The 13,350-nt window shown below is 44.1% G+C and carries 12 protein-coding genes, 1 tRNA gene and 1 pseudogene; 7 read left to right on the top strand and 7 right to left on the bottom strand.

Annotated elements, in window-relative coordinates; genetic code table 11:
- The first annotated feature begins 234 nt into the window (after positions 1-234).
- The gene (locus tag ACPEGP_RS09125; RefSeq protein WP_423813201.1) at positions 235-1,797 is read left to right on the top strand and encodes a YifB family Mg chelatase-like AAA ATPase; all 1,563 of its coding nucleotides are present in this window, start codon (positions 235-237) and stop codon (positions 1,795-1,797) included.
- Positions 1,798-1,805: 8 nt separating this feature from the next.
- Here ACPEGP_RS09125 and ilvD read toward each other — a convergent pair whose 3' ends face one another.
- Positions 1,806-3,488 (bottom strand): dihydroxy-acid dehydratase, encoded by a 1,683-nt coding sequence (gene ilvD, locus ACPEGP_RS09120; protein ID WP_423813200.1) that lies wholly within the window; start codon positions 3,486-3,488, stop codon positions 1,806-1,808.
- A 231-nt stretch (positions 3,489-3,719) separates the two neighbouring features.
- Between ilvD and ACPEGP_RS09115 the strand changes: the two genes are divergently transcribed.
- Complete coding sequence (locus tag ACPEGP_RS09115) at positions 3,720-4,877, top strand: NnrS family protein (protein WP_423813199.1); 1,158 nt, start codon at positions 3,720-3,722, stop codon at positions 4,875-4,877.
- 109 nt (positions 4,878-4,986) lie between these two features.
- Here the strand turns inward: ACPEGP_RS09115 and ACPEGP_RS09110 are convergent, their stop codons facing one another.
- The 4 genes from ACPEGP_RS09110 to ACPEGP_RS09095 all read right to left on the bottom strand — a co-directional run bounded on the left by ACPEGP_RS09110 (position 4,987) and on the right by ACPEGP_RS09095 (position 7,115).
- Positions 4,987-5,706 (bottom strand): phosphoglycolate phosphatase, encoded by a 720-nt coding sequence (locus ACPEGP_RS09110; RefSeq protein ID WP_423814273.1) that lies wholly within the window; start codon positions 5,704-5,706, stop codon positions 4,987-4,989.
- Positions 5,707-5,798: 92 nt separating this feature from the next.
- Positions 5,799-6,299 carry a DUF4385 domain-containing protein gene (locus ACPEGP_RS09105; RefSeq protein WP_286797266.1) on the bottom strand — a complete coding sequence of 167 codons (501 nt, stop codon included), beginning with the start codon at positions 6,297-6,299 and terminating at the stop codon, positions 5,799-5,801.
- A gap of 195 nt (positions 6,300-6,494) precedes the next feature.
- A tRNA-Phe gene (locus ACPEGP_RS09100) sits at positions 6,495-6,570 on the bottom strand.
- 122 nt (positions 6,571-6,692) lie between these two features.
- Positions 6,693-7,115: a hypothetical protein gene (locus tag ACPEGP_RS09095; RefSeq protein WP_102076993.1), complete on the bottom strand. Its 423-nt coding sequence runs from the start codon at positions 7,113-7,115 to the stop codon at positions 6,693-6,695.
- 346 nt (positions 7,116-7,461) lie between these two features.
- On the opposite strand from ACPEGP_RS09095, the gene hisB reads away from it, so the two are divergent.
- From hisB to ACPEGP_RS09075, 4 genes are all read left to right on the top strand, one after another.
- The gene (hisB, locus tag ACPEGP_RS09090) at positions 7,462-8,109 is read left to right on the top strand and encodes an imidazoleglycerol-phosphate dehydratase HisB (RefSeq protein WP_068404355.1); all 648 of its coding nucleotides are present in this window, start codon (positions 7,462-7,464) and stop codon (positions 8,107-8,109) included.
- On the top strand, positions 8,110-8,754 hold the full coding sequence (gene hisH, locus ACPEGP_RS09085; protein WP_191690796.1) for an imidazole glycerol phosphate synthase subunit HisH: 645 nt from the start codon (positions 8,110-8,112) through the stop codon (positions 8,752-8,754). It abuts the gene before it with no gap.
- Positions 8,755-8,892: 138 nt separating this feature from the next.
- Positions 8,893-9,285 carry a hypothetical protein gene (locus tag ACPEGP_RS09080; protein WP_288727643.1) on the top strand — a complete coding sequence of 131 codons (393 nt, stop codon included), beginning with the start codon at positions 8,893-8,895 and terminating at the stop codon, positions 9,283-9,285.
- A 234-nt stretch (positions 9,286-9,519) separates the two neighbouring features.
- Positions 9,520-10,482: a DJ-1/PfpI family protein gene (locus tag ACPEGP_RS09075; RefSeq protein WP_423813198.1), complete on the top strand. Its 963-nt coding sequence runs from the start codon at positions 9,520-9,522 to the stop codon at positions 10,480-10,482.
- Between the two features lie 92 nt (positions 10,483-10,574).
- Here ACPEGP_RS09075 and ACPEGP_RS09070 read toward each other — a convergent pair whose 3' ends face one another.
- Together ACPEGP_RS09070 and ACPEGP_RS09065 are read right to left on the bottom strand one after the other, a co-directional pair.
- Complete coding sequence (locus ACPEGP_RS09070) at positions 10,575-11,906, bottom strand: valine--pyruvate transaminase (RefSeq protein WP_423813197.1); 1,332 nt, start codon at positions 11,904-11,906, stop codon at positions 10,575-10,577.
- Between the two features lie 320 nt (positions 11,907-12,226).
- Positions 12,227-12,929, bottom strand: a protein-coding gene (locus ACPEGP_RS09065) for an IS1 family transposase (RefSeq protein ID WP_423813196.1) whose coding sequence is annotated in 2 segments (ribosomal slippage) — positions 12,227-12,865 and positions 12,867-12,929 — 702 coding nt in all. Because the reading frame shifts where the segments join, the coding sequence is not laid out codon by codon here.
- A 64-nt stretch (positions 12,930-12,993) separates the two neighbouring features.
- Between ACPEGP_RS09065 and ACPEGP_RS09060 the strand changes: the two are divergent.
- Positions 12,994-13,283 (top strand): annotated as a pseudogene (locus ACPEGP_RS09060) (IS3 family transposase); the annotation flags it as partial.
- Positions 13,284-13,350 lie beyond the last annotated feature (67 nt).

Here is a 13,350-nt window from a genome sequence, read left to right as displayed (position 1 = left end):
AAAATTAAAAACATTTATCAATCATATAACACTTTTAAATATCTATGCTAGCGAATAAATCGCAGAATTTAGGCGCTGATATTTTGCTTAGAAGTAGTCAGAAATGAGTTTTATCTATTGAAAAATAGGCTAGAAATAATAAGGTTTAAACGGATTGATAAAAATAGAACACGACATTTGCGCGCTGATTGATAATGCTCTATTATCGATTAATCTTTATAGTAGGAAACGCTGATGTCGTTCGCCCAAGTCTATACGCGTTCAGTCGTCGGACTGCACGCGCCGCAGGTCATTATCGAGGTGCATTTATCACAAGGCTTGCCAGCGCTGACCATTGTCGGCTTGCCTGCCGCTGCTGTGCGCGAAAGTAAAGACAGGGTGCGCTCGGCGATTTTGAATTCGGGCTTTCAATTCCCTAATCGGCGTTTGACGATTAATCTAGCACCGGCAGACTTGCCAAAAGATGGCGCAAGATTGGATTTGCCAATAGCCATCGGGATTTTGGCCGCCAGTGGACAGCTTGAGCCAGAAATACTGTCAGGATTTGAGTTTATCGGCGAGCTTGCACTCAATGGCGAGTTGCGGCAAGTGAGTGGTAGCTTGGCGGTTGCTCGAGCGATGAAAGCAGAGTCGTTAGTGGTAAATTCTACCAAACCTTCTACAAAATCTGATGAACAAGAATCGCGCCAGTTACGGCAATTAATAGTACCGATTGATAATGGCGCGGAAGCCAGCCGTGTCGACGGGGTGACGATATTAGCGGCGCAAAACTTAAAGGCAGTCTGTAATCATTTGCAGTCGCTCACAGATTCTAGCCTGATAGATGAGCGCTTAGAAGTCGTGCAAGCAAACGCTGCGCAGAGTAAGGTTGCTTACAAAGTAGATTTGGCAGATGTCAAAGGTCAACATCATGCTAGGCGGGCGTTAGAAATCGCCGCCGCTGGTGGTCATTCGATACTGTTTACCGGACCGCCGGGTTCGGGCAAGACGTTGATGGCATCACGGCTACCAACTATCTTGCCAGACTTGAGTGATGAAGATGCATTAGAGGTTGCTAGCACCTATTCAGTGGCAGATAGCGACTATGATTATGGTACGCGGCCATTTCGCCAAGTCCATCACACCATATCTGCAGTGGCGTTGGTTGGTGGTGGTTCTCGTCCCAAACCTGGCGAGATCACCCTTGCTAACAAGGGAATTTTATTTTTAGACGAGTTACCAGAGTTCGACCGTACGGTTTTAGAAGTATTGCGTCAGCCGTTAGAGGCCAAGCAAATCACCATTAGTCGTGCCAACTCGCAGCTTACTTTCCCCGCAAACTTTCAACTGGTAGCAGCGATGAACCCGTGTCCGTGCGGCTATGATGGTGATGGCTCAGGCCGATGTCGCTGTCGACCTGAGCAGATTAAGCGCTATCAAGATAAATTATCTGGGCCGTTACTTGACCGAATTGACTTGCATATTACCGTGCCAGCGCTACCGATCGCTGATTTACAAAATGCGCAGGCTGGCGAAACCTCTGAGCAAGTGCGAACGCGAGTCGCTGCCGCCCATCAGCAACAATTAGAACGGCAAAAAAAGGTTAATAATGAGCTGAGTCCCAGCGAGATTGATAAGTATATTCATTTAGGCGCGGGCGAGCAGCAATTATTACAGCTTGCTCAGCAGCGTCTAAATCTATCTGCTCGCGGTTATCATCGGGTATTACGTGTCGCGCGCACCATTGCTGATTTGGCAGATAGCGAAGGCATCACCAGCGCCCATGTCTCTGAGGCGCTAAGTTACCGAAGTAAGTGATTTAGCAATTAAAATTTATCAGTAATGGCACCTTCTGAGGCACTGCCAACGGTTTTAGCGTATTTGGCCAGTACACCGCGCTTTATATTTGGCTCTGGGGCTTTCCATACACTTAAACGCTTTTGAATATCTGCTTCGCTGATGTTTAAATTGATTTCATTATTATCGGCATCAATGGTGATGGTGTCGCCGTTTTCAATAATGGCAATCGGGCCGCCAACCATGGCTTCAGGGGTGATGTGCCCGACGACAAAGCCATGACTGCCACCAGAGAAACGACCATCAGTAATCAACGCAACATCATTGCCCAATCCGCGACCCATAATGGCAGAGGTCGGTGACAGCATTTCACGCATTCCGGGGCCGCCTTTAGGACCTTCGTAACGAATCACCACCACGTCACCTGCCACAACGGTACCATCTAAAATGGCGCTCATGGCATTTTCTTCTGAGTCAAACACCCGAGCGGTACCCGTAAACTGAGTGCCTTCTTGACCACTGATTTTTGCCACCGCACCGGTTGGTGCAATGTTGCCGCGTAATATACGCAAATGGCTGTCAGCTTTAATGGGATTGTCGAACGGACGGATAATATCTTGGCCTTCTGGGTAATCTTTTACGTTAGCTAGATTTTGAGCGATGGTTTTACCGTTAACGGTTAAGCAGTCGCCGTGTAGTAACCCTTTTGCCAATAAGCGTTTCATTAATGGGGCGATGCCACCAATCTCGATGAGCTCTGACATGAGGTAACGGCCTGATGGGCGTAAGTCGGCCAACACAGGAACGCGCTTTCCTATTTCGGTAAAGTCATCAATATTTAGCTCGACACCGATGGCATCGGCCATGGCAAGCAGGTGCAAAACCGCGTTGGTTGAGCCGCCTAATACAATCACCATAGTAATGGCGTTTTCAAAGGCTTTGCGCGTCATGATGTCGCTGGGCTTAATGTCGTTATCAAGGAGCCATTGGATCGCTTCACCGGCTTTTCGGCAATCTTCCCGTTTTTCCGGAGAAATCGCTTCCTGCGCGGAGCTACCGGGTAAGCTCATGCCAAGCGCTTCAATCGCTGATGCCATGGTGTTGGCGGTATACATGCCACCGCAAGAACCGGGGCCAGGGATAGCCGTTCTTTCAACTTCTAATACTTCCTCTGCTGTCATATCGCCACGGGCATTGGCACCGACGGCTTCGAAGACAGAAACGATGTCGGTGTGGTTTTTACCCGGCTGAATGGTACCGCCATAAATAAACAGCGAAGGGCGGTTTAAGCGCGCCATGGCCATAATACAACCCGGCATATTTTTATCGCAGCCACCAATAGCGATGATAGCATCGTGGCCTTGGCAGGCTGATACAGTTTCAATAGAGTCGGCAATCACTTCACGCGATACCAAGGAGTACTTCATACCTTGGTAACCGTTCGCGATACCGTCAGAGATGGTGATGGTATTAAAGATAATTGGTTTGGCATAAGCCAAATAAACGCCTTTGGCCACTTCATCCGCCAGGCCATTAATATGAATATTACAAGGCGTCACTTGGCTCCAAGTCGAGGCAATACCCACTTGTGGGCGCTTAAAATCCTCATCGGTAAAACCAACCGCCCGCAACATAGAACGAGCAGGAGCTTTTTGGATGCCATCGACCAAAATAGCGGAGTATTTTCTGTTGCTGTCATCTTTTTTAATCATTCTTTGTCTCCAATAGCGTACCGTTTATTGGTTTATTTAAGCTTAAGTACCGCTTAATCATACGCTAAACCAGTTATAAAAACCTAGTACTGCAAGACTTACACTGGATTATTCGCCCATAACTCTCGACACTTTATTATATTTAACCGACACTTTACTATACTTAATCCCAAGCATACCTTTAATACTCTCTTAGACTCCCTGACGTTTTATAAAAGGATTCTTCCATTAATGAAAGCCAAACTGCCTTTTGCTCATACTTATTGGTTTCCGCTTGCCGCGCTGTATTCCGCGTTAATCCTACCATTATCAGTGGGTGGTCAGCTCGGCTGGTTTACTGTCCCTGCAGGCTTGCAGTACGCCTGGGGTCACGGTCATGAAATGATTTTTGGTTTTGCTTTACTGGTGATTGCAGGCTACCTTGCTGGCCCGCAACCAAAAGCTTATATCTTTACTGTGATTGGGTTATGGCTAGTGGCCAGGCTGAGCTTTTGGTTTGCGCCGATTAGTATGATTACAGCGATAATTAATATCGCTTTTGTTGCGACGTTAGTATGGAAGCTTGCGCCTATTTTTTTGCGAACGGCTAGAAAATGGCGAAACAAATCGGCAGGCTTTGTGCTGGTAGGCTTAGGTATTGCGGCGCTTGGTTTTCACTCAGTTATGCAAAGCGATCAGTCAGATGGCTTGAGTCTGAAATTCTTATTAGAAGCGGTGTTGTTATTAAGCGTATTGATGTTTTATATGGGAGGTCGAATAATAGCGCCAGCGTTAGCAGGGCATTTTCAGAGTCAAAATCGATTTTTAAAAGACCGTGTGCAGCCTAGGTTTGAAGGCAGTATTTTAATTTTACTATTTTTAGTATTGGTATTAAATCTACTGCCTTTTGCTTGGGTAAAATTCACTATAACAGCACTTTTACTTAGTAGTGCGCTGCTCTGTGTGGTTCGAGTGCTGCGCTGGCGACCGTGGTGGAGCTATGGGCGTGCCGATTTATTGGCCATGCTATTAGGATACAGCTGGATTATCGTGGGCTGGTTAGGTATTGCTTTGAGCTTAATAACAGCCAATTTTCCGATTACCAAAGCGTTGCACGCCATTACTATAGCGGCACTGGGAACGCTCACCTTCACAGTGATGTCGCGAACTCGATCACACCGAGTATTGCGTGACACGAACGCCAAGCCTTTTGTCTTTATCTTGGCGTTATTGATAACCGCTGCGGCATTATTGAGGCTTAATCCTACTTGGCTAGGGTATTCTCAAAGTATTTTTTTAGCGGCCTGCTGCTGGAGCTTTGCTTTTATCGGATTGTTTATTTGGTTAATGTGGCTCAACAAAATAGAGAAAAAAGTGAAACGGCAACGACAATTAATGCAGGATAAGTAGGCGCTTAGATAAAGCGTTAATTATCATATTAGTCTGTTTATTAATGCCGATGGTGCGGGTTAGGTTATAGCGTCACTTTTAGAACGATATTGAATCCCTATCAAAAACTTTATACGCCCAATAGTTTTAATAATTCAGCAAAATTATCAAACGCAAAGTTTGGCTTACTATCACGAATATCGACACCATAGTTATAACCATATGAGAGCCCAATGGTATCCACACCCGCATTTTTTCCCGCTAAAATATCATTGATCGAATCACCAATCATAAAAGCGTCAATAGGCGCAAACCCAAGCGACTCGCAAACGTGTAATAACGGCGCGGGATCAGGTTTTTTAGTCGGTAAGCTATCGCCGCCAATCACTTCGCTAAATAGCGGCGTCCAGCCCATATGTTCTAGTATTTTAGGGACAAAACGAATCGGCTTATTGGTCACCAGTGCCAAGGTATAGCCTGCGTTTTTAAGCTGATGCAAACCTGCGCTCACATCAGGATAAGCCGTGGTTTTTTGACAATCAAGGGCGCCATAAGCGGCAAAAAAGATACGAAGCGCTTCCTCTACCGCCTCGTTGTCTAGGCTGTCATCAACAATCACCTGACCTAATAGCGCCCGCTCAACCAATACACGCGCGCCATTACCAACCCAGCCTTTAATGGTATCAAGCGGGAAGGGAGATCGACCTAGTTGCTCAAGCATCAGATTGGTCGCATCCGCCAAATCAGGTACGCTGTCAATCAGCGTGCCATCAAAATCAAAAATGAGAAGCGGTTTTTGTTGTGAAGTAAGTTGCGGTGTAATGGGCGCTGGGGCAAGGTTATTGGACATCATAAAAGCTCTTATTATTAATTTAGGATAAAGCGTAGCACAATCAAGCGCCTGAGGTCATTGTGATTCATGGTTATCATTTTTATAACCGATTATTTAACGTCTTTATAGCGTGCGCGATGTTCGGATTTCATTCTAAGATAGTCTGCGTTTTCGCGGCATTTATCCCAAGTTTGCTTAAAAATACGCGCTGACTCTGCTTTGATAGGGTCTTCAACCTGCCGTGGTAGCTCTTCACGGCCATGGGCGCCGCTTTGACCCTTTTTATCGTCAGGGACGGGTCCTTTGTATTTCTTGCCACCTTTGTGGTTGGCGTAGCGGCGGGCGCGGGTATAGCCCATTTGAATAAATTTACGTGCCATATCGGCACCGACGAAGTCATCGGCAGCGAGATAATCTAAGAACATTTGATAAATGGTTTCGCTGCTTTCCTTTGCCATATCAGGGGTTGCAAAGCGCCAATGCGGCAATATTTCCGACTTATAAGGTTCGACCAATAGCACGCCTTGCTCACCGCGACCGACGCGATATAGCTCAGGGTGCGCGCGCAAGTCTAGGTTTTTATAATCCAAATCATAATCAAACTCTCTCATAGTTTTACCCTTTTACTTTGCATTAATCGTTTTAGTATAGAGAGAGTTTATCCTTTAAAAACAGCCTAAAAGTGTTATGAATTAGTGCGACTATCAGTTGTAGTAGATAGCTATCCTTATAATTTTTATTAAATTTTAACCATAAAAAAAGCCCCAAACAGTAATGTTTGGGGCTTTTTGGAATGCTTAAACGAATGGTGGCTCGAGGCAGGTTCGAACTGCCGACACACGGATTTTCAATCCGTTGCTCTACCGACTGAGCTATCGAGCCGTCTTCGTTGAGGCGCTATTAAACTAAATATAGGCGTTACTGTCAAGTGGTTTTTGCATAATAAGTGAGAAAAGCCCATAAATAATCGAATATAAGTCAAAACTAAGCTTTTAACCTCGTATTTAATCCTTAACGCGCAGGAGCTCATACTCGCTCATAATACGATGAATATCAGCGTCAACAGGGACAAACTGGCGTACGCCTTTTTTCACTTCAGCATCATAAACCAGTTTGATAAACTTTGCATCGATAGCGCGACCACGATTTTGGCTGTGTACCGTAAGATATTGAAGACGTTTGGCATCGGTTTGTCCGTCATCAAAGCAAGCAACCGCGGCGATAGGCTTATCATTAAACATGCCGACATACAAAGTCTGACCACGCTTAAAACCTTGCTCAACGAGGTTTAATACCTCTGCGCCACTTGGCTGATTGTCATCGCTGTCATATAAGGCATGCAGACGCTCTGATAACTCGTTCTCGCGGGCAGGGTTTTTAATTAGGGGCGCATCTAAGCTATTGATGGCGATCGCTTCTAAAGGCATAATCGGTTCCTATAAGTGTTTACCGCGTCGTAACATCGAATGTAGCGTTGAGGGATCAGCGCGGGTGATGATTGATAATACTGAACGCACTATTTTAGCAGAATAGGGCGATTTTGTGCGTGGATTACTGCTTGGTCGTGGCAGTAAATGCTAGGGTTTGCTATGATGAAGATAGACAATGGTTTATACGCCAAAAACCCAATATTCTACCTTTTTAAATAAGCTTTTTAGTAAACATTGACCTCACTTTCAGCTTAACTTTTATATTTCTTAGACGCTAGTAAGAATGCTTTGGGCGCTTTTTCGCCCTATTTTATTGACCGCTTTTCATTTATAGAGAGTAGCCATGACAGCCAATTCTACCGAACAAAATCAAAATTCTGCTCAAAATCTTTTCGGTCATGCCGCACGTACGGCGACCGTTACGCGTAATACTGCTGAAACGCAAGTCACTTGTACGGTAAACCTTGATGGTACCGGTCAAGGCACTGTCGATACTGGCGTACCATTTCTAGACCATATGATTGACCAAATCAAGCGTCATGGTCTGTTTGACTTAGATATCAAATGTACTGGCGATACCTTTATCGATGATCACCACAGTGTTGAAGATACGGGTATCACGCTTGGACAAGCGTTCAATAAAGCATTGGGCGATAAAAAAGGCATTCGTCGTTACGGGCATTTTTATGCGCCACTCGATGAGTCACTGACGCGCGCGGTGGTTGATTTGTCTGGTCGTCCCGGTTTGCATATGGACATTCCGTTTACCCGCTCGCATGTTGGTAACTTCGATGTCGATTTGTTTAGCGAATTTTTCTACGGCTTCGTCAATCATTCATGGATGACGGTGCACTTGGACAACCTCAAAGGTAAAAACAGCCATCACCAAATCGAGTCAACCTTTAAAGCGTTTGCTCGTGCGCTACGTATGGCTTGCGAATATGATGAGCGTGCGCTGAATACCTTGCCATCGACCAAAGAGGCTTTTTAGATGAGTCGAACCACAAAGATTGCATTATTAGATTATGGCATGGGTAATTTGCACTCGGCCAGCAAGGCGTTAGCAGCGGTCGGGGCAGAGGTTTCTATTACCAATGACCCAAAAGTGGTCGCGGCGGCTGATAAGATTTTCTTCCCCGGTGTCGGTGCGATGCGCGATTGTATCGCTGGCATGCATGAGGCAGGGATTGATGAGGTCATACGTCAAGCAGTATTCAATAAGCCTGTTATGGCCATCTGTGTGGGCATGCAGGCGTTGTTTGAGCAGTCCGCTGAGAATGGTGGTACAACATGCTTGGGCATCCTAGATGGCAGCGTAGAAGCGTTTGACCCTACTTGGAAAGATGAGCAGGGGGTTACCATTAAGGTGCCGCACATGGGCTGGAATACCATCAGCGGCATGGATTTTGCTCATCCGCTGTGGAATGGCATCGAAGACAATGCGCATTTTTACTTTGTACATAGCTATTACTGCGCGCCTAGCGACGATGCACAAGTGGCGGCCGTTTGTGATTACGGTCAGCCGTTTTGTGCCAGTATTTTGCAAGATAATTTATTTGCGACCCAGTTCCATCCAGAAAAAAGCCACACCGCGGGTCTGCAGCTATTAAAAAATTTTGTCGATTGGGATATTTAACAACTATACTTTAAATATTTCTTCAATAAGAAGGTAGATTAGCAAATGCTTAATCTACCTTTTTTATTCTCAATGTATAATTGGCTGTTTTTCATTTATACTCAGTTACTTTTTACCTCTTTTACGCGGAATAAAATCGTGGACTTTTATCTCTTTAAAAACGGTGTCGTCGATGCTACTGGCTTAGACAAAGACGCCTTACATATTTATGTGGGCATTGGCGTCTACCTATTAAGTTTACTTTTGCTGCGTCCAATTTTTAAAAAATACAGCGCCAGAGCTTTTGCCGCTTTGATTTTGGTGACTGCCATTGCTCTACTGGGTGAGTATTTGGACAATCGCCAGACGCTTACCGAATTGGGTGTGGCAGGGTTAAAAGCGGCAGAAATCAAAGCCAGTATCCATGATGTCGTGAATACCTGTCTGCTGTCTTACATAATCTACGGCTTGACCGTATGGACAAAGACGTTTCAATCAATCAATACCGTCAAGCCTATGATTAAACGGCAGAAAAAAATGGACTATCGCTAAGTCCGTTTTTTATTGTTTATAAGCTCATTGCTTTGCGCTTTTTACTCTGTTACTTTTTTAAAGCGCCAAATTTAAGCAACTCACCATTTACAAAGCTTACGAAAGTCAAAAAACTCTGGTCTATTTAATGTGTTATGAGTTTGCTACCTTACAATCAGAAAGGTAGCGACAGGCAATTATTCTATCTTTTCTAATTATCAATCTAATATAAGCAATAATAAAATAGGAAAAGTTATGAATATCTCAGACCTTAATATCAGTGAAATAGTAGACAAAGCCAAAGACACCTTAGGTTTAGAGCCGCAAGAAGCCGAAGATGGTGCTTATACCCCTTCTAAAGCTTCGCTTAAATTGGCAGCGCCTAACAAAACCAACTACGATCATAGCGAGTACGAAGCGCCATATCGGGGCAACAAAAAAATCCTGATGGTCTGCACCGAGCGGCAGTACATGACCATGGCAAATGATAAGAAGTTTAAGACTGGCAATCATCCGGTTGAGATGATGGTGCCGTTGCTGCATTTTAAAAAAGCAGGGTTTACGGTAGATGTTTTTACCCCAACCGGGGAGGCTGTAAAAGTCGAGCAGTGGGCAATGCCAGAGGACGATGACGACGTCAAAAAAATCTACGCTGAATATGAATCTAAGCTTAACAGTCCAAAAAGTATCGCCGATTTTGTCAAAAATGATATGGAAAATAGCGAGGATTACGCAGCAATCTTTATCCCCGGTGGGCATGGGGCAATGCTGGGCTTGCCTGAAGATTATAACCTTGGCGAGTTGCTACGTTGGGGTTATGACAAGGATTTATTTACCTTAGCGATTTGTCATGGACCAGCGGCTTTATTGGCAGCCAATTTAGCAAGTCCTGATCGCTCTGATAAGCCTGATAGCGCTGACAATACTAATAGCGCCGATAAAGATGATAACGCCAATCGCGACTTTATCTTTAAAGGTTATGAGATGGTAGCGTTCCCGACAGCTATGGACAAGCAAATGCCAAAAATTGGTTATTTACCCGGTACGATGCCGTGGTATTTTGCTGATAAGCTTAAGGCGTTGGGCGTTACCATTGATAATAAATTGGCGACAGGACATACCCATCAAGACAGAAAGCTGATCTCAGGCGATGGACCCTTGGCGGCCAATGATTTTGGTAAAATGAGTGCTGAAGCTTTGTTAAAAGCGCTGCGCTAAACCGTTTGGATTCGGTGATAGCACAAAAAAAACGGACTATTAATAAGTCCGTTTTTTTGTTTTTATGATTCAATATTTTTTTAATAAAAGATTTAGTCTTTCTGACTGTTAGCCTTATCATAAAGCTCACGCACCACTTCACCAATCACTGCAATACCATCGGTCAAAGTTTGCTCATCGGCTGCAATACTCATACGAATACACTCATGGGCATGTTTATAATCGCTGACATCGACACCGGGGAAGAAATACTCACTCGGTACGATAATCGTGCCTTTGTCTTTGAGAATTTCATACAGCTCAGTGGTGTTAATCGGCAAGTCTTTAAACCATAACCATAAAAATATCGCGCCCTCCGGCTTATGAATCATTAGCGGATAATCACCCAGCGCTTCTTTTAACAGCTTGACCGCCAATGTCGCTTGCTGTTGATAAAAGGGTTTAATCTCATTATCCGCCAACTGCTTGATACGGTCATCGTTCACTAATGGTGTCGCAATCGCTGCCCCAAAACGTGTCGGTGCCAGATTGACCACTGCATTCATCGCGCTGACCGCTTCGATGACTTTCGTATCGGCAACGATAATGCCGGTACGCATACCGGGCAAGCCAATTTTAGACAGGCTAAAGCACAAAATCGTATTATTATCCCAGTTCAAATGCGCGTTAGAGTAGATGATATTCGGGAAGGGCATGCCGTAGGCGTTATCGATAATCAGCGGTATCTCATAACGTTTGGCAAGCTCGGATAAATGCGCCATTTCCTCATCGGTCAACACATTGCCCGTTGGATTGGTCGGACGCGAACAACAAATCGCACCAATACGACCTTCCTTCAATGCTGACAAGTTTTCTAACGCGTCAAAATCTACCCGATATTTAAAGAAACCTTCCTCGCCATCATGCGTCACTTCATCGATATGCGGTAATACCGCGGCGAAATGCTGACCTTCGACATGCACATCGCTATAGCCAATATACTCAGGGGTTAATGGTAGCAAAATAGATTTATCTACCAATTTGCTCTGTTCGTCAACGAACGCACCACCAAATAAATTAAACAAGTAGAAAAAAGCATTCTGTGAGCCATTGGTCAAAGCGATGTTTTCTGCGCTCAAACTCCAATCATAATGACGATTAAAGAAGCTAACTAAGGCATCGATAAAGGCAGCATCCCCTTGTGGATTGGAGTAATTTGCCATACTAATAATCGCGCTACTATTCGCCTCACCGGTATCGTTGTCAACGCCAAGCGCTTTATAAGTCTCTAAAAATAGCTCATTAACCGCATCAATCTTAGCAGGATTACCACCACCCAACATATTGATAGGCTGATCGCTTTTTAGCGCATCGCCCAAGTCATCCATGAGTTGTGAGATGCCAGTTGGCTGGGTAAATTTTTGACCGAACTTTGAGAATTTCATAAGGCTACCATGCTGTTTTTGAGGATTTTATAAGGTAAGATTTAATCGATAAAGTGGGGCTAGTATAGCAAAGGGTTGCGATAAAATAAGCAAAGTGCATGGTTGATACTGACTTATATGTCTATATAGGTTGTGAAGCAAAAAAACGCCTTCTAGGTGAGTAGAAAGCATTTAGGTTAAGTTGAGTACGTACGGCAACAGGTGACGTATTAGATATACATATTCTTGCTTGCCAGCACCAACATGTTCATAATAAAAAATATGAAGTTATTTTTAAAACACTTAGAAAAGTTGGTGGTGTTCTAAAAAGTATGCTGACATCAGACATAGCCATAATTGATATAAAAGAATACCAAATCAAACACTTTTAAGTGATTATCAAACTTCTTTGAGAAGCAGCAGGTCTTTCGAACGGCTCGTCGCAATCGGTGTCTAAGGCGACAGTTATTACCTTCTATGCCTACCGTATGCTGCTTGCCGATTTGTTTCTTGTCAGGCTTGAATGCGGTTATAAAGCTATCCCAGTTATCCATGCTAATAGAGCCATAGCTGACTTTCAGTTGTTTAAGACGGGCTCTTAGCTTCTTAGCTGTTTTCAGGTCACGTTTGCCCCAGACATAAGCGACAATCTCATTGGTAGCGCGGTCATAAGCATAAATAAGCCAAACTTTACGCTTCTTGCGATACACGTAAGTCCAAAACTCATCAACCTCTAAGCGTTCATAATAGCGCTTCTTAGGCGCAATCTTATAAACAGATGAGCCTATGGTGCTAAGCACTTTACCAATGCTAACTGAGGCTATAATAGCAATGTCTCTAATGCCACAGCCTCTCACTGTCATTAGCCGTATTTTATCTTCTATTCTAGAGTGACAGCCGTTATAAGTTAGGGCATGATCGCCAATAAACTGGCGTTTGCAGTCCTTACATTGATAATTCTGCTTGCCATAGCTTTTTTTTGCCATTTTTCTTTAGACTATTACTGTGACAGTCGGGGCAATCGATCTGTATTTGTGTCTTCATAACCTCAAATATATCATCTTGCCTCGGCTGTCACTCTCCTTTATTAACTCAGCATACTTTCTGATACACCACCGAATCTCTTAAAACAAATATATTGCAGGATGCCATGTCAAAAAAGTGGTAGGGTCCTGAGGCGCAGAGCCTTAGTTTGTTACTATATTAAAGAGCATGACATCAGTATCTGCAGAGCTTATTTGATCTTTAACATCAGTGTCACCTGTTATTATCACAAGTCTGTGGCTACTGACGAGAATAAGCAGATAGCGGACTTGCTAATAGATCTGACTCAGCAGAATAAGAATTGGGGCTTTGGATTGTGCTTTTTTAAGCCTGCGTAACGTGCTGGGACTGCCATAATAGTAAATAAAAAACATGAAATAAGTCCATTTATCGTTTCTAGCTATTTGATCCGTTTAAAGTA

This window comes from Psychrobacter sp. 219-2-C (assembly GCF_049560815.1).
Taxonomy (GTDB): Bacteria; Pseudomonadota; Gammaproteobacteria; order Pseudomonadales; family Moraxellaceae; genus Psychrobacter; species Psychrobacter faecalis.
The sequence above is the reverse complement of the archived record's forward strand: the minus strand, read 5'-3'. Positions and strand labels throughout refer to the sequence as shown.